The organism is Halomonas citrativorans (assembly GCF_900163645.1).
In the GTDB taxonomy this organism is placed as follows: Bacteria; Pseudomonadota; Gammaproteobacteria; order Pseudomonadales; family Halomonadaceae; genus Vreelandella; species Vreelandella citrativorans.
Genome location: NZ_FUKM01000061.1, coordinates 22,619 through 48,777, shown reverse-complemented (window position 1 = coordinate 48,777; position 26,159 = coordinate 22,619). Strand labels below are relative to the sequence as shown.

At 54.7% G+C, this 26,159-nt stretch carries 22 protein-coding genes and 1 pseudogene; 5 read left to right on the top strand and 18 right to left on the bottom strand.

Annotation, left to right across the window (positions count from 1 at the left end; translation table 11 throughout):
• Positions 1–29: 29 nt before the first annotated feature.
• From CZ787_RS17865 to dusA, 3 genes are all read left to right on the top strand, one after another.
• The gene (locus tag CZ787_RS17865; protein WP_087111777.1) at positions 30–863 is read left to right on the top strand and encodes an AraC family transcriptional regulator; all 834 of its coding nucleotides are present in this window, start codon (positions 30–32) and stop codon (positions 861–863) included.
• A 13-nt stretch (positions 864–876) separates the two neighbouring features.
• Complete coding sequence (locus CZ787_RS17860) at positions 877–1,485, top strand: LysE family translocator (protein ID WP_087111775.1); 609 nt, start codon at positions 877–879, stop codon at positions 1,483–1,485.
• A 371-nt stretch (positions 1,486–1,856) separates the two neighbouring features.
• Positions 1,857–2,891, top strand: a complete 1,035-nt coding sequence (dusA, locus tag CZ787_RS17855; RefSeq protein WP_087111857.1) for a tRNA dihydrouridine(20/20a) synthase DusA — start codon at positions 1,857–1,859, stop codon at positions 2,889–2,891.
• A gap of 44 nt (positions 2,892–2,935) precedes the next feature.
• On the opposite strand, the gene CZ787_RS17850 is transcribed toward dusA, so the two are convergent.
• Both CZ787_RS17850 and CZ787_RS17845 read right to left on the bottom strand, forming a co-directional pair.
• Entirely contained in the window at positions 2,936–4,390 is a 1,455-nt protein-coding gene (locus CZ787_RS17850) for a catalase (protein ID WP_087111773.1), read from the bottom strand.
• Between the two features lie 202 nt (positions 4,391–4,592).
• Positions 4,593–5,624: a succinylglutamate desuccinylase/aspartoacylase family protein gene (locus tag CZ787_RS17845; protein WP_087111771.1), complete on the bottom strand. Its 1,032-nt coding sequence runs from the start codon at positions 5,622–5,624 to the stop codon at positions 4,593–4,595.
• A 226-nt stretch (positions 5,625–5,850) separates the two neighbouring features.
• Between CZ787_RS17845 and CZ787_RS17840 the strand changes: the two genes are divergently transcribed.
• On the top strand, positions 5,851–6,462 hold the full coding sequence (locus CZ787_RS17840) for a TetR family transcriptional regulator (RefSeq protein ID WP_087111769.1): 612 nt from the start codon (positions 5,851–5,853) through the stop codon (positions 6,460–6,462).
• A 187-nt stretch (positions 6,463–6,649) separates the two neighbouring features.
• Here CZ787_RS17840 and CZ787_RS17835 read toward each other — a convergent pair whose 3' ends face one another.
• From CZ787_RS17835 to CZ787_RS17765, 15 genes and pseudogenes are all read right to left on the bottom strand, one after another.
• Positions 6,650–7,321 carry a hypothetical protein gene (locus CZ787_RS17835; protein WP_087111767.1) on the bottom strand — a complete coding sequence of 224 codons (672 nt, stop codon included), beginning with the start codon at positions 7,319–7,321 and terminating at the stop codon, positions 6,650–6,652.
• A 202-nt stretch (positions 7,322–7,523) separates the two neighbouring features.
• Complete coding sequence (locus tag CZ787_RS17830) at positions 7,524–10,709, bottom strand: efflux RND transporter permease subunit (RefSeq protein ID WP_087111765.1); 3,186 nt, start codon at positions 10,707–10,709, stop codon at positions 7,524–7,526.
• The gene (locus CZ787_RS17825) at positions 10,709–11,971 is read right to left on the bottom strand and encodes an efflux RND transporter periplasmic adaptor subunit (protein ID WP_087111763.1); all 1,263 of its coding nucleotides are present in this window, start codon (positions 11,969–11,971) and stop codon (positions 10,709–10,711) included. The genes CZ787_RS17830 and CZ787_RS17825 overlap by 1 nt, the downstream gene beginning before the upstream one ends.
• A gap of 150 nt (positions 11,972–12,121) precedes the next feature.
• Complete coding sequence (locus tag CZ787_RS17820; protein WP_087111761.1) at positions 12,122–13,579, bottom strand: TolC family outer membrane protein; 1,458 nt, start codon at positions 13,577–13,579, stop codon at positions 12,122–12,124.
• 311 nt (positions 13,580–13,890) lie between these two features.
• Positions 13,891–14,214 (bottom strand): annotated as a pseudogene (locus tag CZ787_RS17815) (fructosamine kinase family protein); the annotation flags it as partial.
• Between the two features lie 206 nt (positions 14,215–14,420).
• Positions 14,421–15,908: a xylulokinase gene (gene xylB / locus CZ787_RS17810; RefSeq protein WP_087111757.1), complete on the bottom strand. Its 1,488-nt coding sequence runs from the start codon at positions 15,906–15,908 to the stop codon at positions 14,421–14,423.
• Positions 15,908–17,395 carry a mannitol dehydrogenase family protein gene (locus CZ787_RS17805; protein WP_087111755.1) on the bottom strand — a complete coding sequence of 496 codons (1,488 nt, stop codon included), beginning with the start codon at positions 17,393–17,395 and terminating at the stop codon, positions 15,908–15,910. The genes xylB and CZ787_RS17805 overlap by 1 nt, the downstream gene beginning before the upstream one ends.
• Before the next feature lie 82 nt (positions 17,396–17,477).
• Complete coding sequence (locus CZ787_RS17800; protein WP_087111855.1) at positions 17,478–18,098, bottom strand: nucleoside/nucleotide kinase family protein; 621 nt, start codon at positions 18,096–18,098, stop codon at positions 17,478–17,480.
• Positions 18,099–18,105: 7 nt separating this feature from the next.
• Positions 18,106–18,891, bottom strand: coding sequence for an L-iditol 2-dehydrogenase (locus tag CZ787_RS17795; RefSeq protein WP_087111753.1), 786 nt, complete (start codon positions 18,889–18,891; stop codon positions 18,106–18,108).
• A 48-nt stretch (positions 18,892–18,939) separates the two neighbouring features.
• Positions 18,940–19,617: an HAD family hydrolase gene (locus CZ787_RS17790; protein WP_087111751.1), complete on the bottom strand. Its 678-nt coding sequence runs from the start codon at positions 19,615–19,617 to the stop codon at positions 18,940–18,942.
• Complete coding sequence (locus tag CZ787_RS17785) at positions 19,614–20,792, bottom strand: ABC transporter ATP-binding protein (protein WP_087111749.1); 1,179 nt, start codon at positions 20,790–20,792, stop codon at positions 19,614–19,616. The genes CZ787_RS17790 and CZ787_RS17785 overlap by 4 nt, the downstream gene beginning before the upstream one ends.
• Positions 20,793–20,803: 11 nt before the next feature.
• Positions 20,804–21,607, bottom strand: a complete 804-nt coding sequence (locus CZ787_RS17780) for a carbohydrate ABC transporter permease (RefSeq protein WP_419866544.1) — start codon at positions 21,605–21,607, stop codon at positions 20,804–20,806.
• Between the two features lie 97 nt (positions 21,608–21,704).
• On the bottom strand, positions 21,705–22,595 hold the full coding sequence (locus tag CZ787_RS17775) for a carbohydrate ABC transporter permease (RefSeq protein ID WP_018918706.1): 891 nt from the start codon (positions 22,593–22,595) through the stop codon (positions 21,705–21,707).
• 78 nt (positions 22,596–22,673) lie between these two features.
• Positions 22,674–23,993 carry an ABC transporter substrate-binding protein gene (locus tag CZ787_RS17770; RefSeq protein ID WP_087111745.1) on the bottom strand — a complete coding sequence of 440 codons (1,320 nt, stop codon included), beginning with the start codon at positions 23,991–23,993 and terminating at the stop codon, positions 22,674–22,676.
• Positions 23,994–24,131: 138 nt separating this feature from the next.
• The gene (locus CZ787_RS17765; RefSeq protein ID WP_087111743.1) at positions 24,132–25,097 is read right to left on the bottom strand and encodes a sugar-binding transcriptional regulator; all 966 of its coding nucleotides are present in this window, start codon (positions 25,095–25,097) and stop codon (positions 24,132–24,134) included.
• A 166-nt stretch (positions 25,098–25,263) separates the two neighbouring features.
• Between CZ787_RS17765 and CZ787_RS17760 the strand changes: the two genes are divergently transcribed.
• Complete coding sequence (locus tag CZ787_RS17760; RefSeq protein ID WP_087111741.1) at positions 25,264–25,575, top strand: YqfO family protein; 312 nt, start codon at positions 25,264–25,266, stop codon at positions 25,573–25,575.
• 11 nt (positions 25,576–25,586) lie between these two features.
• Here CZ787_RS17760 and CZ787_RS17755 read toward each other — a convergent pair whose 3' ends face one another.
• Complete coding sequence (locus CZ787_RS17755) at positions 25,587–26,144, bottom strand: NUDIX hydrolase (protein ID WP_087111739.1); 558 nt, start codon at positions 26,142–26,144, stop codon at positions 25,587–25,589.
• Positions 26,145–26,159: the final 15 nt, after the last annotated feature.

Sequence of the window (26,159 nt, the reverse complement as noted above, 5' to 3'; positions counted from 1 at the left end):
ATGACATTTGGATAGACGGAGGCTTAGCAATGGGAAAATCGGCAAGCCGCTTTCAGTTCACTAAAAGCCAGCACATCCCCACGCTGAAAACGCTACAGGCAGCGATGTTCGATTTTCGCTATGACCCTCATGCGCATGAGGAGTACGCCTTTGGGGTGACGCTGTCAGGTCGTCAGGACTTTTTCAGCGGTGGGCAATATCACCGTAGCCCACCGGGTAATGTGATTATCTTTAACCCGGATGACGTTCACGACGGCCAACCAGGCGGCGACCGCACGCTCGACTACGTCATGCTGTACGTTCACCCCGCTCAAGTTAAGGCCCTATTTGACGACGCCCTGGGGCAGGAAACAGCATCCCACTTTCGATTCGACAGTACGCTGGTGCAAGACATGGCACTACGCGAGCGGATAACCAACGTTGCCCGATTGATTACCACATCAACCGGCAGCCAGATCGACCAGGAAAACGCGCTCTATCAAGTTGTCGAACGAATCACCCAACTAGGTGGTGCTTACCAGCCTGGGCATACCTCTAGCAGGCCCGATGCACTTCTCGGCTTGGCCAAAGAGTATATCCACGCACACCTGGACACCGATCTCTCGCTTGAAGCGATTAGCCAAGCGGCGCACCTTTCCAAGTTTCATTTCTTGCGGCTGTTTCGTCAGCAGTTGGGTATCACGCCCTATCAGTACGTCATCAACTGCCGGGTTAATGCGGCGTGCAGCGCACTTGAAAAAGGCGCACCGCTTAGCGAGGTGACGTTTCGCTACGGCTTTACCGACCTTAGCCATTTTAACCGTCGCTTTAAGCGTATTTATGGCCTTACTCCCCACCAATACCAGCACCATCTTAACGACTAACCAGAGAGCTTTTATGTTAGCTATTATCGCTTATGCCGTGGGCATCATGTATTCGCCTGGGCCTGTGAACCTGATGGGGTTAAATGCAGGCGTTAATGGGCAGGCAAAAACGTCTCTGGGTTTCTGCCTGGGCGTGGGCACGGCGATGCTATTACTGTTTTTACTCTTCGGCTGGGCAGGTGCTGCGTGGATTGATGGACGCCTGCTCATCGCAGTAAGCATTATCGGCTGTGGTTATATTATTTATCTGGCCATACACATTGCGAGAGCGTGCGTTAACGTTAATGCCGTATCCAGCTCGCCACTCACCCTTCGCTATCGTGACGGCCTCATTCTGCAATTGCTGAACCCCAAAGGAATTGTGGCGACACTCCCCATCGCCACACTGCAGTTTCCCGCTGCGGGCATTCAAGGGCCTAGCTTGGTGGTTTGGTCGATGGGATTAGCGCTACTGGCCGCAGGCGCCCCCGGAAGCTACATGTGGATAGGTAGCCTGGTCGGTAACCGAATTGACAACCCCGCCTTCTTTAAACGCTTTAATCAGATAATGGCGGTGCTGTTGATGGGCGTCGCGCTATCTATCGCTTATGAGCATGTTTGGGTGACTTTAGTATCGGCGTAGTAGGGTGGCAAAGCAGCGCCCATTCCAGGCGCTCAGGTAGTTAACGAAAAGCGCGCTCATAAAGACAATATTGACCAGCAATCTAACGAAGCCGACCCGAAAGGGAGCGAGTAGTTTAGGCCTGCAACCTTAACGGCTCCAACATCGTGCAGCTTGGTAAAAACGCCTTGCTTTGTACTGGCTACCCTTTCTTGCGTACAATTGCCCGCCAACGAATCCTCCGCTTTTGATACGTCGCTTTGGTGTACCCCCTTTTTTAGATAATTATCTGATTACGTAACCAAGGTACGAATCAGGTACGCCTATGTACCGTATCAAAGGGTATTGAATATGTGTATTTATACGGCATCAAAAAGATGCAAGTGATTGATATGAATAATTTAAGCCCAGCAGATGCGGCCCGCCGTTTTTCTGTGGCCCCCATGATGGACTGGACAACCCGCGATTACCGGGCATTCGCACGCACGTTAACCAAGCGGGCGCTGCTGTATACCGAGATGGTGACGACGGGCGCTATTTTGCATGGCTCGCCGCGTGAGCGGTTTTTGGGCTATAGCGATGTGGAGCATCCCATTGCCTTACAGCTTGGCGGTAGCGATGCCGGGGAGCTTGCCGAGTGCGCGGCAATTGCCGAGGCGTGGGGGTATGACGAGGTTAACCTGAATGTAGGTTGCCCAAGCGACCGGGTGCAGAACAATATGATTGGCGCTTGCCTGATGGGCTACCCGGAAAAAGTCGCCGATGCCGTACGCGCCATGCAGGCAGCAGTCTCGATTCCGGTTACGGTGAAGTGCCGCATCGGGATTGATGACCAGGATGAAGACGCCGACTTGGCGCGCTTTATCGACATAGTCGCGGGCGCCGGTTGTGAGATTTTTACTGTGCATGCGCGCAAAGCGTGGCTGAAAGGTCTATCGCCCAAAGAGAATCGCGATGTGCCGCCGCTCAACTACCCGCGCGTGCATCGCTTAAAGCAGGACCGTCCTGAGCTGCATATCGGCATCAACGGTGGGATTAAAACGCTTGAAGAGAGCCAGGCGCAGCTTGAGCGTGTGGATAGTGTGATGATTGGCCGTGAAGCGTACCAAAACCCCTGGCTACTGGCCGAGGTAGATACGTTGCTTTATGGCGTGCCCGGCCCAGCCGTTAGCCGGGTTGAGGCGGCCCAGGCATTTCGCCCGTATATACAGCAGCGGTTGGATGAAGGCGCGAAGCTTAACCATATTACCCGCCACCTATTGGGGCTTTTTCAGGGTTGCCCAGGCGGTCGGCGTTTTCGGCGTCTCCTATCGGAGCACGCGCATAAAGAAGGCGCGGGGTTACGCTTGTTTGATGACGCTATCGGGTTGGTTAACGAGCCATCACAAGAGCCGATGCAAGAACGAGAACAGCCCGCCACGTCTTAACGTAGCGGGCTTTAGTGTGCGGCGATTAATCCACACTCGTAGGCTTAGTTGCCGCGCACGCCTTTTTCGATACGCTCACCGACTTCCTGGTCAATATTGCGCCAGTACTCGAAGGCGCGCTCCAGCACTGGCTCGGTTACACCACCCGACAAGTGCCCCACCACGTTGGATACCAGCCGGTCACGCGCGGCGTCATCCATTACCTCACGTACCAATGTATGCGGCTGGCTCCAGTCGTCATCGTCTTTGCGTAACGTATAGGCGGTACGCACAAACTCGCCGCTAGTCGCCCATACGGCATCTTCCGGGAAACGCTCGCCATCGGCTTTGGGGCCGCCTTTACTGTTCGGCGCATACACGGGGTCCGTTGCATGGTGCATCCGCATCGCCCCGCCTTGGGTATAGCTATTGACCGGGCACTTGGGCGTATTCACCGGGATATGCTTGTAGTTCACACCCAAGCGAGCCCGGTGCGCATCGGCATAGGAGATAGAGCGCGCCAACAGCATCTTGTCGGGTGAAAGGCCGGTACCGGGCACCATGTTGTTAGGCTCGAAGGCGGCCTGATTGATTTGGCTATGAAAGTCGGTGGGGTTTTCATTAAGGGTTAGCTTGCCCACTTCCATCAGCGGATAGTCGCTGTGGGGCCACACCTTGGTGAGATCAAAAGGGTTGTAGCGATACGTTTTGGCATCCTCGAAGGGCATAATCTGCATCTGCAGTGTCCAGGTGGGATACTCGCCGCGTTTGATAGCTTCAAACAGGTCACGGCGGTGGTAATCCGCATCGCTACCGGCCATCTGGTCGGCCTGTTCCTGGGTCATGCACTTGATGCCTTGGTCGGTTTTGAAGTGGTACTTCACCCAGAACCGTTCACCCTCGTCATTCACCCACATATAGGTGTGGCTGGAGTAACCGTTCATGTGCCGCCACGTAGCGGGCACGCCACGGTCACCCATTAACCAAGCCACTTGGTGGGCAGATTCCGGCACCAGCGTCCAGAAATCCCACTGCATATCGTGATCACGCAGGCCGTTATCGGCGCGGCGCTTTTGCGAATGGATAAAGTGCTGGAATTTCATCGGATCACGGACAAAGAACACGGGGGTATTGTTACCCACCATGTCGAAGTTGCCCTCTTCCGTATAGAACTTCACCGCAAACCCGCGTGGATCACGCCAAGTATCCGGGCTGCCGCCTTCCCCCGCGACCGTTGAGAAGCGAATGAGCACGTCGGTTTTTGTGCCTTTTTTCAGAAACTTCGCTTTAGTGTACTTACTGACATCATGGGTGACTTCAAAGTGGCCAAAAGCGCCACTGCCCTTGGCATGCGGTTGACGGTCGGGGATCATCTCCCGGTTGAAAGCCGCCATTTGCTCCATCAGAAAATGATCGTGCAGTACGATCGGGCCATCCGGACCTACCGAAAGAGAGTGTTCGTCGCTGGATACCGGAATGCCAGCCCCTGTCGTCGTATGTCTGGGTTTATCGCTCGTCATCGCTTTTCCTCCATGTCACGGCTGCCGCGGTGCCCAAGGCACCGCTTTATAAAAACAAATAATACGTTTTTGCTTATTATTTTTAATTTAGGATAACTGCCCCCCCTCACAGGTATAGTCAAAAGAGCTGCTTCCCGCCAGCGATCTCATGTACTCCTTGGCTATTGCGCTAATAACCTTTTTTATCGCGCTTATCAGATATTTAATAGAGCGCGTCAGGGGGCGGTGTCAGGCTTGATTGAAAACTCTCAATCGCCGTTTCGGCCTCTTCTATCTCATCAAAACGAGCAATGTGATAAAGCGCTTCGCCTTCATTGGCTAACGGCAGGCGACTCATGCCAATCACAATGCCATCGGCCATCGACTTGACCTCGCCTTCTTGATTGCCAAATGGGTCGGCCACTATACCGAGCACCTCCCCCTTGGCGACTCGCGCGCCCAAGCGCACCTTGGGTCTTAATATCCCGTCGATAGGTGCACGCGCCCAACTGGACCCATTAGCAAGCTCGGCAGGCGCGGGCGAGCGGCGGCGCTGTTCGCCGGTAAGCATATCCAATCGACGCATTACGCGCAGTATGCCGCGTACACCGGGGGCAATGGCCCACTCATCAAAGCGCAGCGCTTCACCCGCTTCGTAGGTCAGCACAGGAATGCCACGCGTTTGTGCATAGTGACGCAGACTACCTTCACGCAGCTCTGCATTCAGAATCACCGGCGCGCCAAAGGCATTGGCCATGCGCTCGGTTTCACTGCCTGGGCTTAACTGCGCACGTATCTGGGGAAGGTTCGTGCGATGAATTGCGCCGGTGTGAAGATCAATAATATGCGTCGCCTGATCGACAATCTGTTCGCGAAATAGCGCCGCGATTCGCCCCCCCAAGGAGCCATTGTCACTACCCGGAAAACAGCGATTAAGATCGCGACGGTCAGGCAGGTAACGCGTTTGCTGCAAGAAGCCGAAAACGTTAACCACCGGCACGGCAATCAAGGTGCCTCTTAGGCTTTTGATAGCCTTTGAGCGCAATAGGCGACGTACAATTTCAACGCCATTGATCTCATCCCCGTGAATGCCACCACACACCAGTATAACGGGCCCCTCTTTACGTCCGTGTACCACTTCGACCGTAATATGCAGGGGTGTATGGGTATAAAGACGCGCCACCGGCACATCAATTTGGGAACGTTGGCCAGGCGGTATGGTGTGCCCGGCAAGTTGAAAAGGTGCTCGCGCCATCCTGGGTCTCCTTTTTTTTAGCGTGATTAACCACTAAGCAAATGGCATTAATGAGGGCATGGCGATGCGCCTACCGCACGCAGTGAGCCCCAGCGGTTTCGAGACATGAGGTTTTGATAACACAAGCCATGCGTTTAATCATCTATCCATACAGTTTTGAATGTAAAAATTACACCATATCGGATAAAATATGCTCATCTTGTGTCATTAATGAGGTTGCGTTTCCATGGCGAGAAAGACCAAAGCGGAAGCTGCTGCTACCCGGGAAGCGTTGTTGGATGCTGCCGAAGAGGTATTTTTTGCAAAGGGTGTTGCACGCACATCTCTTGAGCAGGTTGCTCGCCATGCGGGATTAACCCGTGGCGCGGTCTACTGGCATTTTAAAAACAAGGGCGACTTGTTTATGGCACTGGTGGAGCGTGTACACATGCCGTTCCAGTCGCTAATGGAAGCTGTCAGCAAGGCCGATGAAACTATCTCTCCGATGGAAGCCATCCGGCTTGCCTGTCATGCAGGTCTGGCACGCCTTGAGCAACCTTCTCACCAGCGGATTCTTTCCATTTTGCTCCACCGCTGCGAGTTTTTTAGCGATATCAACCCACTTGCCATGCAGGATGATATTGGTGAAGAGTGTTACTCAGAAATGCTGATTGTGTTCAAAGAAGCGGAGCATCAGCAACTGCTGCGTGAAGATGTAACGCCAGAAGTCGCGACGCGCATGATGCAGTCGGCACTGGGAGGCCTTTTCCACGACTGGCTGCGCACACCGAATGCGTTCTCCATACGTCAACGTGGCGGCGATCTGATTGATACATTGATACGCATTATGCAACGCTAATCCACGCCATTCGCTGCAATGCAGCAACCTGACTATACTGGGATGACCCACCATTGTGATGATTAGTGGCAAGCATTCAACACCGTTGGATGCAGCCACGCCGCCACTGACACATCATCCATAAGGCAATGGCTCACAAGACAGTGGCGGCGCTGGTGCGAGTAGTGAACGTTAATCGCTAATAACGTTAGGTTGAGTAGCCTTCATCCTGGTGGTAGCGAAGACGCAGCTTATTTAAACGTACCCGAGTATCCAGATAGGTCTGCTCCATTACGCTGCGATAAGCGCTCTCACCAGCGAGGTATTTCACCAAAACGCGACGCTCACCTTCTTGTGGGCAATCCCCTTCTTTACAGTGCAGCCTGACATGGCTATTAGGCTCGTTTTCAATCACTGCCATGGCAAATCCATCGTCCTGACGCCCGGACACGATGACCGTCGAACCCAACAGGCAGCGCCGCGTAAAGGGCTGATAGCGATGCAAGCCCCGATGTAAGCTATGGCATAAGGCGGCGGCAATGGGTGAAGCAACAGCAAAGGATACCCACAGGATCAGTACGCCTACCGGCACGCGCAACATCCCCAGCGATAGCCAACGCAGCACTAAAAGCTCTACCGCTAATGCAAAACTCCCCGCAATCACGACAAGAAACGTCAGCGCAAGCGTTGCCGGCACACCTGCAAACCCTAACGACACCAGCGTACTGGCCATGTGATCATCGCGCAGGCTGTCGCGCTCAAATAACTCAAGAGGGGCTATTCGAAGTAGCACCAACATCCAATAAAGTACTAACAGTCCCAGTAGAAACGTAAACACAATGGTTGGAAACTGTAGCGCAGCAGAAATAACAGGTTGCATGGCGTGTCCTCCTCCAGACATTTCGTCCGGTGCTGTTTCCGCCTGGGATTATATTATTGGTCCAAGCTAAAAACGTGTGGTCTCTTTTAGCATAGCCCAAATTATTCTTTTTTGCTCTTGGCTACCTTGATGCGAATCATCACGCCATAAAAAAACGGGCACTCCCTTTCGGTAGTGCCCGCTCATTAGTGGTGAAACACGGTTACAGTTGGTCGTGCTCCAGTGCCGGTTTCTGGTTATCGCGGTCCGGATGGCGTTTACGATAGAGCCAGTCGGATACAGTAGCGATCATTGCGTAGAAGCTGGGAATAAACACGCTTCCCAGAACGGCCACAGAGGCCATGCCCACCGCAACGGTTGTCCCGATATGGTGGCTACTCACATCACTGGCGCCGGTCGCTAAGGCCAGTGGCAAGGTACCGAAAATAAACGCAAGCGATGTCATGACGATAGGACGGAAACGAAGCTCAGCGGCCGTAATCGCTGCTTCGCGAATCGTTTTGCCCTGCTCTTTACGCTGCAACTCGGCAAATTCCACGATCAAGATGGCGTTCTTCGCCGCGAGCCCCACGACCACCAGCATACCAATCTGAACGTACACACTGGTATCCAGACCCCGCAACGCGATGCCTCCAATGCCTCCCAGGAAGGCAAACGGCGTTGCAGTAAGTACCGCCAAGGGCAACGACCAGCTTTCATACTGGGCAGCCAGAATCAGGAAGACCATAAAGATACCAAACACAATGGCAAGCACCGCCGCATTACCCTGGTTTGCTTCCTGGTAAGCGGTCCCGGTCCAGCCCATGCCCCAGTTAGACCCGAGCGTATCCATGACGACTTCATTCATGGCCTCAATGGCTTGGGTAGAACTATAGCCAGGCGCCGCACCGCCCTGGAATTGCGCACCGGTATATACCCCAAACCGCGAGACAACCGAGGGGCCTACTTGACGCTCCAGCGTGACAAATTCAGACAGCGGAATACGTTCGCCATTGCCGCCACGCACGTAGACGCTACTCACATCATCCGGCGTTTTACGGAATTCATCCTCGTTTTGCAGATATACCTGGAAGTTACGGTTCTGGTAACTAAAGTAGTTAACAAACCCATTACCAAAGGTATTGGCAAGTGCCGAGTTGATATTCTCCAGTGCCACGCCATAGCTAAGCGCTTTCTGCTGGTCGATTTCAGCTCGGTAGGAAGGCACGTTCACGTTAAAGGTGGTAAAGACCTGACTTAACGCTGGGTGCTGATTCGCCGCGCCCATAATCTGTAGTGAGGCTTCGTAAAGCTCGCGAGGTGAGGCGCCGTCAAACGACTGCAGATAGCCGGTGAAGCCACCTGTGGTGGAAAGCCCCATAATCGGCGGTACGTTAAAGGCCATGGCAGTACCGCCATCAATACTGGCCCCCAGCTGCATAATTTGCCCCACCAGGCTCGCTGCCGTTAGATCACGGTCCCCCCAGGGCACCATATTGACAAAGATAATCCCGCGCGCCGTATTAACCGAGCCTGCAAGAATATCGTAGCCCGCTATCGCCGAGGAGTATTGCACCCCGGGAATATCCTCAATAGCGGAGCTAAGCTTTGCCATGTAGTTCTCGGTGCGGTCAAGCGAGGCGGCATCGGGTAGCGACACGCTGACCAGCACGATACCCTGGTCGGTTTCCGGCACCAATGTTGAGGGCGTATTGGCGTACAACCAGTAGGAGCCGGCACCGGTCGCGATCGTCAGCGCCAAGGCGAGCACCCAAAAGCGTACCAGGCGCACCACAAACCACATATAAACTGCGGTGATACCTGCAAACAAGCGATCAAATAGACGCAGAGGCGTAGTAATCGCCCGCTTGAATGCTGACTGGCGTGAATGGTGCAAGTTATGCTTGATGAAGATGGCGGAAAGCGCCGGTGTAAACGTTAACGCCATTAGCGCTGACAGCGCTACCGAGATCGCGACAGTAATCGCGAACTGCTGATAGATCTGCCCAGTAAAGCCGCCCATAAACGCAACAGGCACGAAAACAGCGGCCATGATCAGTGAGGTGGCAATAACCGGCCCGCCAACCTCGCGCATGGCACGAACCGTTGCTTCTCTAACGGTAACCTCGTCATCTTCGCTTAATACACGCTCAACGTTCTCCACCACCAGTATCGCATCATCCACCACTATCCCGATTGAAAGCACCAGGGCGAATAGCGTTAGCAGGTTGATAGAAAAATCAAACAGGTAAAAGCCTGCAAAGGTACCAATCACCGACACCGGCACCACCGACATGGCAATCACGGTAAAGCGCCAGTTCTGCAGGAAGATAAACAGGATCACGATAACGATCAGAAAGGCTTCAATAAAGGTATGCAATACCGTTTCTACCGACGCATCGATAAACTGCGTGGTGTCGTACGGCGTGACATACTCAAGCCCTGGCGGGAAGCGGTTGGCAAGGTTTGCCATGGTTTCGCGCACCGCATTTGCAGTGGCCAGCGCATTGGCGCCCGGCTGCTGATTGATGATGATCGGAGTCATCATTGCGCCATTTAGCTGCGCATCAATGCCGTAAAATGAAGCACCGAGCTCAATGCGTGCAACATCCTCCAGACGTAGCGATGAGCCATCAGGGTTAGTGCGCAAATAGATATTACGGAAATCATCCGTATCCGATAAACGGCCACCAGCAGTGATGGTATACGTATAAGCGCGCGGGCTACCTTGCGGCGTGGCGGCTAAATTACCGGCAGGGATTTCGGTATTTTGTGAACGGATAGCATTAGCCACCTCACTCGGCGTGAGGTCGTATTGCGCCAGCTTGTCAGGGTCCATCCAGATACGCATGGCAAACTCACCACCCCCCAGCACCTCGGCATTACCTACGCCAGGCACTTGGCGCAGCTCATCGAGAATATTAAGCGTGGCGTAGTTCTGCATATACACGTCGTTGTAATCGCCGCTGGGTGACGTTAGGGCGATCAACATAAGGATCGAGTCAGAGCGCAGTTCAACAGTAACGCCCTGAGACTGAACCTGCTCGGGCAACTGGGAAAGTGCCCCCTGAACACGGTTATTAACGTTAATGGTGTTGATATCGCCGTCAGTGCCGATATTAAACGCCACGCTCAAGCTCATGATGCCGTTATCAGCGCTGTTAGAGGTCATGTAAAGCATGTCCTCGACGCCGTTGATCGCCTCAGCCAGCGGTGCAGCGACCGTCTGGGCCACCGTTTCAGCATCGGCGCCAGGAAACTGCGCCTGTACGGATACGGTGGGTGGTACCACGCTTGGATACTGCTCAATGGGCAGTATCCGCATGGCCATGGTACCTACCAGCGTGAGGATAATCGCGAGTACCGTGGCGAAAATCGGCCGGCTGATAAAGAAGTTGGAAAAATTCATTATTGAGTACCCTCTTCCCCTTCGCCTGCCGGCACATCACCAGCACCTTCTGTCATTTGGGAAGCGGCAGCGGCTTGCTCTTGTTGCTCCTGAGTTTCAGCCTCTTCAACACGCTCAACTACTTCATCGGCGTCGCCATCAAACGGCAGTGGATCAATAGCCATACCAGGCTCAATGCCTGCTGGGTCGCCCACGATCACACGGTCACCCTCTTCAAGGCCATCAACAATGATCTGCCAGGGGCCAGCGACTTCGCCTAATTGCACTGTACGCTCGCGCGCCTGGTCATTTTCATCCAGGACAAACACGCGAGGGCCCATTAAGCCTTGGGTGACCGCAATTTCAGGTACTGCCATCACGTTAAAACGGCGCAGACCATCAAGACGTACCCGCACAAATTGGCCAGGCAGGATAGCACCATCCGGATTAGCAAAGCTGGCAGACGCCTGAACGGTACTGGTACCGGAATCCACGCGGGAGCCCAGGAAGTCGAGCTGACCTTCAAGTTCAGACCCGCTGGCACCGCTTACGCCGGGCACGCTTAACAGCGCGGTAATGGACGTATCGCCCTCTTCACGTAACTGGCGGCGCAGCTCAAAGGCGTCACGCTGAGGCAGTTGAAAACGCACTTCAAGCGGGTCCAACGGGGTGATAGTGGCAAGCTCAGTTCCTGAGGTAACCAGGTTGCCAACGTTAATCTGGCTCAAGCTGATCATGCCCGACACAGGGGCCGTTACATTTGAATAGCCAAGGTCCAGGTTAGCACTTCGTAGTGCAGCCTCGGCTTGGGCAACGTTGGCTTGTGCCACACGTTGGTCTGCCTGCGCCTGGTCATACTGCTGACGGCTTACAGAGTTTTGGCTGAGCAACTGTTCAAAGCGTTGCGCATCGCGCTGGGTGCGAGATAACTCGGCTCGGGCACTTTGCAGGTCAGCTTCACGCTGGTTAACCGTTGACTGATAAAGATCAGGCTCAATGGTATACAGCGAATCACCCTCCTCCACTATTTGGCCAGGCTGGAAGTGACGCTCTTCAAGATAACCGTTAACACGTGCCACCAGCGTCACTTCACTATCGCTACGCAGTAACGAAGGGTACGACTTATTTAACGGAATATCCTGACGTGCGGCTTCCGTCACTTCCACCTTATGAGGCGGAACCGCTTGCTGCTCTTGCGATTGGTCTTGGCCACAGGCCGTCAACACTAGCGCGGCAATCAGCGTTACTAGACTCGCTCGGCGTGAGTGAATCATTTTTCTCATGCGTGGGTTTCCTTAATCTTTTCAAAACGTTGATTGACGGCGCTGGCGGCTGCCTTGATTACAAATGACGCTTTATTCAAGTGCAGGCGACTTACCCGTAAAGCCATGAGTTAAAAGCTATCTTTTAAAAGCAACGGCTATTCGTTGTGATTACCTATCCGGCGTAGGCGGCGCACCAATATTCATGGCACGCTGGTAACTGTCGCCATCAGTGTCAGGTATCGCAAAGGTCACCGGATCGTCCGTTAGCCAAGCATTAACTTCTTCGATCGCCGGTACGTCCAACAACCCTGCCTGCTGGCGCAACCCAAGAAAGTTAACGACATAGTCGTAACGTGACTCAGCATAATCAGCAATGGCATTGTAATAATTTTGTTCGGCATTCAGCACATCGACGATATTACGCGTGCCGACTTCATACCCTACCTGTGTGGCTTCCAACGCACTTCGCGCCGATACGATAGTTTGCTGACGCGCTTCTACCGTTTCAACGTTATTGCTGACCTGGGTGTAGAGCGAGCGTACTTGCTGAATAGTGGTACGGCGCTGAGACTCAAACTCGTACTGCGTACTTTCCAACTGGTAAGTACCTTGGCGGATACTCGCACTGGTACTGCCACCGGTATAAATAGGCAGGTTGGCCGATATCCCGACCTGGCCGGAAGCGTCATAACCGCTAACGGCATCGCGATCATTATCGGCATGCTGATAGTTGGCGAATGCCTGGAACGTGGGCAGGCGACCGGCACGGGCAATATCAACGCCCACGCGTGAAATTTCGATGCCCGCCTGCTGAGCAAGGACTTGAGGATTAAGCTCAATCGCTTGTTCAACCCAGTAGTCACGATTGCTTGAAGGCTTCACCACCGGCATCGCATCGCCTAGCGCGTTGATGTTCGGGTAACGCTGACCGGTTAACTGCTCAAGCACCTCAAAAGCCACCTGCAGGTTACTCTCAGCGGCGAGCCGGTTAGCACGCGACTGATCATAGCTTGAGCGTGCTTCTTCGACGTCGGTAATGGCAATCAAACCAACTTCAAACTGCTCACTGGCCTGCTCCAACTGGCGTTCAATAGCACGCTCCTGGGCCTGTCGGGTGGTCAGTACATCATGCGCACGAAGGATATCGAAATAGGCGTTAACAACATCAAAAAGCAGCTGTTGTTCGGTCGCAGCCAGCAGGTAGAACTGCTGGTCGATTTCGCGATCAGCCTGATTGAATTGCTGGCGCGCCACTTCATCAAACAGCATTTGAGTGGCTTCCAGGGTCAGCGATACGCTGTTATAGCGATCATCTCCCCCTCCAACACCTGCTCCCCCACCTGCGCCCGGTATGGTGCGCGTTGACTGACTTTCAAATTGTTCATGGTGCGCCACGTTGCCTGATGCATTCACCTGCGGCAACAGCGCGCCTCTCGCAACATCCCGACCGGCTTCGACCCCAGAGTACTGAGCACGAGCTGAATTTAGCGTGGCGTTATTGCTCAGCGCTTCACGCGTGACCGTTATCAGGTCTGCCGCCTGAGCAGGCAGCGCAATAGACGCAGTGAAAACGGCCAGTAATAGGGGTCGTAAAGGGGCATTGACTGCCCAGTGTGCCAGTCGCATGTAGGTGCCTCTAGGTGTCAATGATGGGGGTACTATTAGTAAACTATTTATGAAAGATGGCATTATAGTTACATTCATGTATGTATGCTAGACTTGAAGTCTAGAAAATTGTATGAATAACGAACTTGTCAAGCCGCATCCGGTTGGCCTGGACCAAAGCATGACATCAGGATTTTCAGGCACTGCTTCACTGCTAGTCTTCACGCTATCGCCCTACCCCTTTGTTTATACTTTCTTGTTTGTACTTTAGTGGGTAATCCCTGTATTACTACTTCTTTTGCTACATCTATTACTGCCACTTCGCTTTCAGCTTATTGAGCGTATGTTTCAAGTATGGCTACGCGTTGCTCAATATCGGTGCGGTAGGTCGCTCCAAAAAGCAGTAAATGATTAAGCAGCGGGCACAGTTGAAACAGCGCCTCACGCCTTGACCAGTCAGGCGGGGCGTTACCCTCCCAGTAGGCATCAAAAAAGCCACTACCCGGCGAACCAAACAGCGTCAGCATGGCAATATCCACATCGGAATAATGACGATAAACGGCAGGGTCGATCAAGGCAGGGCCACGGGTAGTTATCAATACGTTGCCCGACCATAAGTCGCCATGCAAAAGGCTTGCGGGCGCCTCTGGCAGCCACGCTCTGCCCCTGGGAGGTTTCAAGTGCATATACCGCCGCACTATCTCCACCGCCAAGCGGCTGTAACTGACCGGTAGGCCGTATCGTCTGGGCGTCGAGTAGCCTTCGCAGGGTAGCATCCATCGCCATCTCCGCTGGGTAGTATTCTCCCAGTGTGCCTGCTAACCCCTGCGTACGTCGATTTTTTTAAAAACGTTATAGGTCGTTATACATTTTGATGACGCTGCTTTAGCGCTTGTGTATAGCGCGCATAGACCTCTTGATACGCTTCAACGCGTGCAAGGTTCGGCTCAGCAAGTGATTGCGCATCAAGATGTACGAGGCGGTTACATAACGCTTCAAGCGTTACGCCCTGTGCACGTTGATCACACCATGCAGCTTGAATGGCCGCACCTAGCGCAGCGGCATCGGTAATCTCAGGGCATATCACTTCCGTACCCGTAATATCGGCCACCATCTGCCGCCATACCGGGCTATTGGCACCGCCGCCGATCAGCCGGATTTGGCTGGCACCAGCGGTTAAATCGCCCAGTAGCTCAAGCCCATAGCGCAAACCCAATGTGGCCCCTTCAACCACCGCACGGCACAGGTTTGCCTGGTGGGTATTGATACTGTTCAAGCCCAAAAAATCAGCCGATGCATCCGGCAGCATGGGTACGCGCTCGCCGTTGAAAAACGGCAGCACGGTAACGCCCTCAGCACCTACCGGTGCGCTGGCCACCAGGTCGCTAAACGTTGTTAAATCCAAACCAAACAGTTCACGTATCCGCGTGGTGGCCGATGTCACGTTCATGGTGCAGATAAGCGGCAACCACCCGCCGGTACTTGAGCAGAAATTAGCCACCATGGCGTTATCGCAGAGAATAGGCTCAGGCGAATAAGCGCAAACGGTGCCGGAGGTGCCCAAACTAAGGGTTATCAGACCAGGGGTAATATTACCGGTACCAATTGCCCCTAGCATGTTGTCGCCACCGCCTGAAGATACCACCACGTTATCGCCAAGCCCCAACTCGCGGGCAATCAGTGGGCGCACAATCCCTGCCGGTTCATGAGCCTCCAACAAGCGTGGCAGTACGCGCTGGGGGTCAAGCTCAGGGGCTATTTCAGCAAACACCTTCAGCTGCCAGCGCCGCGTGCGGGTATCAAAATAACCGGTGCCCGATGCGTCGCCCGCTTCGGTCACACGCTCGCCTGTCAGCCAAAAATTCAGGTAATCGTGAGGTAATAACAGGCTATCGATGCGCCGGTAGGCATCCGGCTGATGCTCGCGCAGCCAAGCGATTTTAGAGGCGGTATAGCCGGTCTGTAGCACCAGCCCCAACTTTTCCAGGCACCCTGCTTCACCACCCAAGCGGGCGACAAGATCACTGTTTTGGGCGCTGGTTTCGGTATCGCACCACAGTTTGGCGGGGTAAACCGGCACGCCATCGGCATCCAATGCCACCATGCCATGCTGCTGACCTGAAACACCGATACCGCGAATCTGTGAGGCATTGACCCCAGCGCGCTCCAGGGCACTGAAAAAGGCACCTTTTAAAGCCGCCAACCATTCAGAAGGCGCCTGCTCACGGCGGCCGTTTTCACCTTCATCCAGCCGATGCGGGCGGCTTGCCTCGCCCAGGATAACGCCGCGCTCCACATCAACCACTACGACCTTGGTACTCTGGGTACCGCAATCCACACCAATATACATCACAGCGTTCCTTTGGATGCCACAAGCGCCTCAAGCGTAGCCCGTGCGCCGTGCTTATACAGCGAATTAAGTGTTTGGACATAAGCCTCATAAAAGCGCGGATGGTCGACCAGGCTGCCGAACAGCTCACGATTGTCGATAAACGCACTGGGGCGGGTACGGTTTTCAGCGGCAATTGCGGTCAGCGTTTCCTTTAAGCGATCAACAATCTCGATAGGCTCGCCCTGCTCATCAACCCCTTCAGCGTAGCGTGCCCAGCTGGCCACTACCGCTGCGCTGCGCGCGATCTCGCCTCCGTGAGCAAGCTGATGATGAATCACCGGCACCAGCCACTTGGGGATACGGTCTGAACTTTCGGCACACAGCCGTGCTAGCGTATCCTTAATTTCGGGGTTGGCAAACCGTTCAATCAGCGTTAAGCGGTAAGCTTCCAGGTCGACACCGGGCACAGGCGCCAACGTGGGCGAGCCCTCTTCACGCATATAGCCGAGCAGAAAATCCACAAACAAGGGGTCCTGGCAAACCTCGTGGGCATAGCGATAGCCCACTAAATAGCCAAAGTAGGTGAGCGCTTGATGGCTGGCATTTAAAAGCCGCAGTTTCATTAACTCGTAGGGCTCGACATCCTCAACCACCTGCACGCCGACCTGCTCAAACGGCGGACGGCCCAGCGGGAAGTGATCTTCCAGCACCCACTGCGTAAACGGCTCACATACGACCGGCCAAGCGTCTTCTACCCCAAAGCGCTGGGACAGTTCGTCAATATCCGCCTGTGCGGTAACGGGAGTGATGCGGTCTACCATGGCGTTGGGAAACGCAACCTCTGACGCAAGCCACTCGCCCAGCTGGTTATCGCGGGCACGGGCATAGGCGGTGAACATGCGCCTGGCCACGTCGCCATTGCCCTGAATGTTGTCACACGACATGACGGTAAACGGAGCAATGCCGCGCTCACGGCGGCGTACCAGCGCCTCGACAATCAGGCCAAAACTGGTGGAGGGCTTTTCAGGGTGCGCAAGATCCTCACGCACTTGGGGGTTTTCCAGGTTAAATTCGCCTGTCACCGGATGGAAGTTATAGCCTCCCTCCGTCACAGTGAGTGACACAATCCGAATGTCCGGGTCGGCCATCTGTTCAATGACCGCCTCCACGTCCTCCGGAGCAAACAGGTAATTAATCATGCTGCCGATAACCCGAGGCTCGTACTGGCCGTCAGGATGCTTAACCACCAGGGTATAAAGGTAATCCTGCGCGGCAAGCACCTGCTGCATGCGTTTATCACCCTGCATAACGCCAACGCCCACAATGCCCCAATCAAGCGCCAGCCCTTGCTGCATCAGCTCATCAAGGTACATGGCCTGATGAGCCCGATGAAAACCGCCCACGCCGACATGCACAATGCCGGGAGTAAGCTTCGCACGCTCATAGCATGGTATGGCAACATCGCCGTTTAAATTGCCCAGGTTGTGATTATTAAGTCGGGTCATGGGTACTCTCCAGCCAAAACCTGCTTGGCGCGATGGGTAGGTTTGAAAACGGTTAAAAAGAGGGTGAGGCAGCGCATTGGCATTAGTGCCAGCGTTGATCAGGAGGTAAAGAGCAGCGTTTGACGAGCTGCGCGTTGAGCATATCCTTGCAGTGGGTGCGCTCCAGCGCCCCCGCGTGGTCCTGGCCCATTTCCAGCCAGCGCTGGATTAGCCGGTCCACCAATGTCTCATCGTCGACGTCCAGAAACAGCGCCCAGTCAAACAGCGGGCGTAACTCACGCCAGGGGGAGCGGTCGAGCAGCAGGTAGTTGCCCTCGACAATCACAATGCGCTGCTCAAGGGTGATGAGCCGCCCTCCTGCCCGCGCTAAATCCAACGGCCGATCAAAGACGGGCACCGCGACCGGATGCTGCGCTTGGCGAATACGTTCAAGGGCGCTGCGCAACCCGTCCACATCGAAGGTATGAGGCGCGCCTTTTATCGGCAGTTGCTGCTTGCCCAGCATAGCGTTGTCGAAATGGTAGCCGTCCATAGGCACGAGCCCCGCTTGGCCTGGAAGCAGCTGATTAATGGCCTCGCAAAGCAGAGCGCTACGATAGGACTTACCTGCGCCCGGCGGCCCTGCCAGCGCAACCAGATAGCGTGAAGCGCCTTCGGCTGCACGAATAATTTGGCGGGCAAGACTATCAAGTTCCGGTGTCATAACCACCTCAGCTCATCCAGTTACCGCCATCCACATTGAGCGTCTGAGCAACGACGTAATCGCTGTCGGCACTGGCCAAAAAGACCGCGGCACCGGTGTGATCCTCCGGCAAGCCCATGCGGCCAAAGGGTACGGCTTCACCGACCAGGCGCTTTTTCTCGCCCAAGGGGCGGTTTTCATAGCGGGCAAACAGCGCATCCACCGCTTCCCACATCGGGGTATCGACGACGCCCGGGGCAATGCCGTTAACGTTGATCGCGTGTTTGATCAAGTCCAGGCCAGAGGATTGAGTCAGGCTAATCACGGCGGCTTTGCTGGCGCAGTAAACGCTCACCAATGCCTCGCCGCGTCGACCCGCCTGGGAGGCCATATTGATAATTTTGCCGCCCCGCCCCTGCTCAACCATCCATTGAGCAACCGCCTGTAGCGTAAAGAAAAGCCCCTTGGTATTCACCGCAAACTGCTTATCAAAACTTTCCTCGGTCACTTCAAGCACCGGTGCCAAATCAAACACTGCGGCGTTATTGACCAAAATATCGATACCGCCAAAATGCGCCACGACCTTTTCCACCATGGCATCAATAGAGGTACGCTGACAGACATTAAGCACGACCCCTAACGTCTCCTGCCCATGGGCCTCTTGGTGCAGCACGGCAAGGGCTTCCTCAATGGCCGCGGCATCAATATCCGCCACCACCACCTTGGCCCCCTCTTCCAAATAGCGTTTCGCAATTGCCAAGCCAATGCCCCGTGCGCCCCCGGTAATCACCGCCACTTTATCGGTCAGTTTCATTATCGCCCCGTCTTATTCGAGTGTTGTTGAGTGCTAACAGCCGCCTGCTTAGCTAGCAATGCGTACTTGCCACTCATTCACCAGCGCGTTCAGCCCCTGCATGTGCTCCAAAATACGCCATGCGCCTGCGTCTAAAAGCCGTGCTGGCTGTTCGGCATCCACGTGGCTGGCACCTACAAAACCAATGACACACATACCGGCAGCGTGGGCGGCGGTGACACCCGCCACGCTGTCTTCGATGACCAGGCAATTACCGGGGAGATAGCCCAGCTGCGTGGCAGCCAGCAGGTAAAGCGCGGGGTCTGGCTTAGGGTTGGCTACCTGGTCCGCCGTAAAAATAGGCGTGTCCTTGCCAAAGGCATCGGCCAGCTGGGTGCACGCAAGTGACGCTACAACCCGCTGACGGCGGCTGTTGGATACCACCGCCTTGGCCAAGGGAATTGCCAACACGGCATCGTGCGCGCCCGCGACAGGGGTAAGCTCACGCGCCAAGCGCGCCTCAATAGTCGAGTCCACCTGCTCAGTGGCGTTATCAGGTAGCGTATACACGCTGTGCTGCTCCAGGTGCTTAAGAATATCGCCGGTGGTCATTCCCAACGCCTGGCCAAGCCGCTCGGCAATGTTCAAATCGGGTAGCCACCTACCGAGATACTCCTCCAGCACCCCTTCCGCCAGTGCTTCGCTATCGACCAACACGCCATCGCAATCAAATATAACCGCCTTCATGCCAGCGCCTCAGCGTCACCTGATGTGCGGTTATCGTGTCGCGTAAGCCCGGCCAGCGGATGCTGAGCAAGACTGGGCAACGCGCGGCCATCGGCCGCAAACAAGTGTGCTCGCTCAGGAGCGAAGCCAAAGCGTATGGTCTCGTGAACGCGATAGGCCACATCCCCATCCGTCATCAGCGTTACCAACAGGTCACCCATACGTACATACAGCGAGGTTTGCCCACCCAAGCGCTCAAGCACTTCAATTTGGCCACTGAGCGCACCCGCCTCATCAAGCACCAAGTGCTCGGGGCGAATGCCCAGCTCAAGGGCTGGCTGGCTTTCGATAGGTGTGTTTTCAGAAGACGCGTTTTCAAGTGCTTGGGCGTTGACGGGCACCGTGCACTCGCCACCACCTGGCAAGCGAACCTGAACACCTTCCGGCGAGGTACTGATTAATTCAACATCAAAGAAATTCATTTTTGGCGAGCCAATAAACCCGGCCACAAAGCGGTTTGCCGGGTGATGGTAGAGCGCCATGGGTGAGCCGACCTGTTCGACCACGCCGTCATGCAGCACGACAATTTTATCGGCCATGGTCATGGCTTCAATCTGGTCGTGGGTCACGTAAATCATGGTGGCGTTGAGTTTTTCGTGCAGGCGGGCAAGCTCAATACGCATCTGTACGCGCAGCGCGGCATCCAGGTTGGAAAGCGGCTCATCAAACAGGAAAATACTCGGGTTGCGCACGATAGCTCGACCAATCGCCACGCGCTGACGCTGACCGCCGGAAAGCGCCTTGGGCTTGCGGTCAAGCAGCGGCTCAAGCTGAAGTATTTTAGCGGTTTCCAGCACCTTGGCGCGGCGCTCCTCTTTGGGCACACCGGCCAGGCGCATGCTAAAGCCCATATTGCCTTCTACCGTCATGTGCGGATACAGGGCATAGCTTTGAAACACCATCGCCAGGCCACGGTCGGCAGGCCCCACATCGTTCATTCGCTGGCCATCAATCACGATGTCGCCATCGGTGGCGCTTTCAAGCCCCGCGATAATGCGCATCAGCGTTGATTTGCCGCAACCGGAAGGCCCCACAAACACCACAAACTCACGGTCGTTAACTTCAAGGTCGATCCCTTTGATGACCGCGGTGTCGCCAAAGTGCTTGGTAATATTGTTAAGTTGTAAGGTTGCCATGCAAAACTCCTTTACTTGACGGCGCCAAAGGTCAGGCCACGCACCATTTGTTTTTGGGTCATCCAGCCAAGAATGAGAATAGGGGCGATGGCCATGGTAGAAGCCGCCGAGAGCTTGGCCCAGAACAGCCCTTCAGGACTTGAAAACGAGGCGATATAAGCGGTTAACGGTGCTGCCTTGGAAGAGGTGAGATTGAGGCTCCAGAACGCTTCGTTCCAGCTCAAGATAACCGAGAGCAAACCGGTAGAGGCAATGCCTGGCAGAGTCAGCGGCAAGAGCAAGAAGAACACTTCTTGTAGCGTCGAGGCACCGTCCATTCGCCCAGCTTCAAGGATGTCCTTGGGCATGTCCTTAAAGAAGGTGTAAAGCATCCACACCACAATAGGCAGATTCATTAGCGTGTAGATAATGATCAGCCCCGTGCGGGTATCCAGCAGCCCTACATCGCGGAAAATAAGATAGATCGGCACCAACACGCCAACAGGCGGCAGCATCTTGGTAGAGAGCATCCAGAGCAACGTGCCCTTGGTGCGTTTAGTGGGCAGAAAGGCCATGGCATAGGCCGAAGGTATAGCTATTAACAGCGCCAGAAACGTCGAGCCAAATGCGACGGCGACACTGTTGAGCGCAAAGCGCGCGTAGCCTGAGCGCGCCTGCACGGCTTCATAGCTTTCAAGCGTGGGCGTAAAGATAAAGCTTGGGTCGGCAATTGCGGCCGATTCGGTTTTAAACCCGGTGAGTATCATCCATAAAATCGGGAAGAAAATCACCAGCGCTACCGACCAACCCACCAGCGTAATCACGAGCGTTTTCATGCCGGCTGACCCGCGGGCGGTACCCACCCCCGACGCGTTTTGCGCTGGCGTAGTAGAACGTAATAATGACATTTATATTCTCCAAGTGCCCAAAGCGCTAATCTTCAAGGTTTTTCGCAACCATCCGCACCAGGAAAATCGCCACGATGTTGGCAAGAATAATCGCGATGACCCCGCCAGCAGAGGCAACCCCCACATCAAAATCAAGCAGCGCCCGCATGTAGATCAGATAAGCCAAATTGGTGGTCGCAAGCCCAGGCCCGCCCGAGGTGGTCACAAAAATTTCAGCAAAAATAGTCAGCAGGAAGATCATCTCAATCATGATCACCACGCTGATGGCTCGCTTAAGGTGAGGGAGCGTTATAAAGAAGAAGATCGCGATAGGCCCTGCACCATCCATCCGTGCGGCTTCCACCTGGTCTTCATCCAAGGACTGCATGGCAGTGAGCAGAATCAACAGCGCAAAGGGTAGCCACTGCCACGCCACAATAATCACGATGGACGTTAACGGGAGCGCTGAAAACCAGTCTACGGCAGGCAAACCAAGTGAGTTTGCCAACCATGCCAACACCCCGTTGGAGGGGTGCATCATCATGTTTTTCCACACCAGCGCACTCACGGTGGGCATTACAAAAAAGGGTGAAATTGCCAGCACTCGGGCAATACCGCGACCAGCAAAGTCTTGTTGAAAAAGAACGGCCAGCAGCGTGCCGCCCACTACGGTAATCGCCAATACCCAGCCTACCAGCAGCAAGGTATTGCCCATTGCCTTCCAAAGTGCGGGGTCGGTTAGCAAATACTCGTAGTTTTCAACTCCGGCAAAGCCACTCATGCCTGGCATTAGCAGGTTGTAGTACTGGAAGGAGAACCATATCGTCATGCCTAACGGTATGATCATCCATAACAACAGCAGCGTCACAGCGGGGGCTTGAAGCGATAACGTTCTTAGCCCGCCAACCGTACGGCCAGAAGCACGTGTTTTAGTCATGGGAATACCTGCGCGAAAAAACCAACGAGAAACCGTTACAACACGCCTACCCGCGTAACGGGTAGGCGCTTTTACTTATTAGTCGTTGTAACCCGCTCGCTGCATAGTGCGCTCAGTGGCGCTCTGGGCGCTGTTAAGCGCTTGTTCTACCGTGGTGTCACCGGTTAACGCAGCGGCAATGCTCTGCCCTACCTGGGTGCCAATCGCCTGGAACTCAGGAATATTGACAATTTGCACGCCGGTATAAGGGTTCGGCTCTAGCGTGGAATCGGTCGGGTCGGCATTTTGAATCGCGCTCAGCACAAAATCAGCGAAAGGCGCCGCTTCCGTGTAATGCTCATTGGCGTAGGTGGATTCGCGAGTGCCCGGCGGTACGTTGGTCCAACCCTGAGTTTCGCCAACCAGCTCAATGTACTCTTGTGATGTCGCCCAAGTGATAAACTGCTTAGCAGCATCTTTATGCTCGGAGGAGGCCGGAATCGCCAGTGCCCAGGTCCATAACCAGTGCGAGCCTTTGGGCGTTTGTGCCACGGGCGCTGGGGCAAAACCAAGATTGTCGGCTACGCTGGACTCGGCGCCATCATAAAGCGTGCCCGCGGCGGAGGTAGCGTCGACCCACATCGCACAATTTCCGCGTGAGAAGAGCGCCAGGTTTTCATTAAAGCCGTTGGAACTGGCGCCGGGAGGACCGTAGTTACCCAGCAAATCTACATAGAACTCGATGGCATTCATCCAGGGCTCAGAATTGAGTTCAGGATTCCACTCTTCATCAAACCAACGGCCACCATAAGTGTTTACCAGCGTCGAGACGAAGGCCATATTTTCACCCCAGCCGGGTTTGCCACGCAGGCAGATACCCGCCACCCCTTCCTGCGCGCCGTGGAGCTGCTCGGCCCAGTCACGTACCTCGCTCCAGGTCGGCTGTTCGGACATTTCAATCCCGGCCTCCTCGAAGAGGTCTTTGCGGTAATACATCATCGAGCTTTCCGCATAAAACGGCAGCGCGTATGGCGTGCCATCAAGGCTTAGCCCGTCGCGTACGGAGGTCAACAAGTCGTCTACGGCGTACTCATCAGGCAGGTCATTCAAGGGCTCAAGCCACTCGCGCTCCGCCCAGATAGGTGCTTCATAAGCGCCAATCGTCATAACATCAAACTGGCCACCACCCGTGGCAATATCGGTGGTCATGCGCTGACGAAGAACGTTCTCCTCCAACACGACCCAGTCCAGCTTGATATCGGGATGCGTCTCTTCAAACGCATCGGTCAAGCTCTGCATGATCACCATATCGTTATTATTAACGGTGGCGACCGTGATTTCAGTTTGTGCCTGAGCATGGCCTGCCACAGCAATGGCCGCTGCTAAGGTGGTGACGGGCAAGTGACGCGCGAGTCGCATATAACTCTCCTTTGGCTAATGTTGGCATTATTATCGCCTGATCATTTTGATCATGTTTCGAACAAATGATCGTACGTAGGACAAAAAAAATCAAAGCCCTACGGCTTAGACTTTATGGTTACGCCTCTTTTTAACGCGCTACGCTTGGCGGGAAGGTAGCCGCTCAACAATGCGCCGTGCCGCCACTTCGTCGGTGATTAATCCTTTTAACCAGCCGCCTTTTAGCGCCGCATGAATGCCTAACGCTTTATCGTAGCCACCGGCTATCGCGACCATAAGATGCTTTCCAAAATGCTCAAGCGGCAAGCTTGTCACGCGCCGAGTAATGGAGCAGTCAATGACTTCGCCTTGGCTATTTAACGGCCAGCCGAGCAGTTCCCCCACGGCTTCCAAGCCCAACAACTCATCAAGCTCGCGCTCACTAATAAAGTGGTCCTGGAACAACGTCGCCTGGCGGTCAATACGCCCTACCCCAATAAACGCGGCTTCCGACGTCCGAGCCACATTGGCGATAGCTTGAAACAGGCGCTGGGAAAGCATTGCGTTTTTCTCGTCAATCGATTCGGCCACCACCGGCGCTGGCAGTAAGAACCGCTCGCCGCCGGTTTTGTCAGCCAATAACATCACCGCGTCGTAGCGGTTGGCCGAGCCATCCCGGGCGACATTCCCCACCAGCGACACAAACCGGTGCTGGGGCCGCTCCGTTCGATCAAGCGCTTCTACCGCTGCCCGCACAGAGCGTCCACTACCCAGTGATAGCGTCAACGGCTCGCTACGCTCAACCAACTTGCCGATGCGCTCTGCCCCGGCAACACCCAGGTAGTGCGTGACACTTTCCGAAGATGCCGTCTCAGCGGGCACTACATCGCAAAAGGTCAGCCCAAAATGTTCACGCAGCGTGTGACCTAGCGTCATGCAGCTCGAAATAGGATGGTCAATATGCACCTTCACCAACCCTTCCTGGCGCGCAAACGCCAACAGACGCTGTACGCCTGGCCGGGAAACACCCAACTGGCTTGCGATTTCATCCTGCGTTAGGCCGCCCACATACGACATCCAGGCGGCTCTGGCCGCTTGGTCCAACTTCACCTCAAATTTATCCATCGGTTGGCGTCCTGCCTTTATTGATAACGTGACGATAACCATATTCACAAAAGCGTCATCATACAAAGCTAATCATGCGACCAGAAGCCGTCTGTTCGCTAATATGTCACTAGGCTGTGTTTTAAGCGCCATTTTTTTAAAGACACGTTTTTAACAGGAGTATGGCATGTATAAGCTTGCGTTTTTTGTGCCCATTGACGATGCCGAAAGCGTTAAAGAAGCCGTTTTCGAGACGGGCGCCGGGCGAATCGGCAACTATGAAGCCTGCTGCTTTCAAACCAGCGGCACCGGTCAGTTTCGCCCGCTTTCGGGTGCTGACCCGCATATCGGCTCAGTCGGAACACTCGAGCACGTTGAAGAAGTTAAGGTGGAGCTCGTTTGCCAAGACACGTGCATACACGCGGCTATCGCCGCGCTTAAGCTTGCCCACCCTTATGAAGAAGTCGCTTATGATGTTTGGCAGCTTGCCGAGCTTTAACGCTTGCTCAATCAGGCGCTACCAAAGTAACGTTCACGATCCTCAGATGTGATCGTGCCCGTATGTAGCGGAAAGTGATGGTGGAGCCGGTCCCGGTAGAAATGATGCAGCGTTCGCTCAATGGTTGGAAAGGCAATCTCATCCCAAGGGATTTCATGCTCATCAAACAAGGCGACCTCAAGGCTTTCAACGCCAGCGCTAAAGCCACCGACAAGCTCTGCGCGAAAAATCATGTACACCTGATTAATATGCGGTAAGTCAATCAGGGTATAAAGGTCGCCCAGGCGCACCTCGGCGTGCGCTTCCTCACGGGTTTCGCGGGCGGCAGCCTGTTGCGTCGTTTCCGCGTTTTCCATATACCCGGCAGGCAACGTCCAGTAGCCTTTACGAGGTGAAATGGCACGTTTGCATAACAAGACTTTGGAGCCACTGACGGGTAGCGTTCCAGCGACAATGCGCGGGTTCTGGTAGTGAATAGTACCGCAGGCATCGCATAGGTAGCGCGGCCGGTCATCACCTTCGGGGACCGCGAAACGTACGTTATCGCCGCACTGGCTGCAAAAATTCATGGCATATTCCTACGG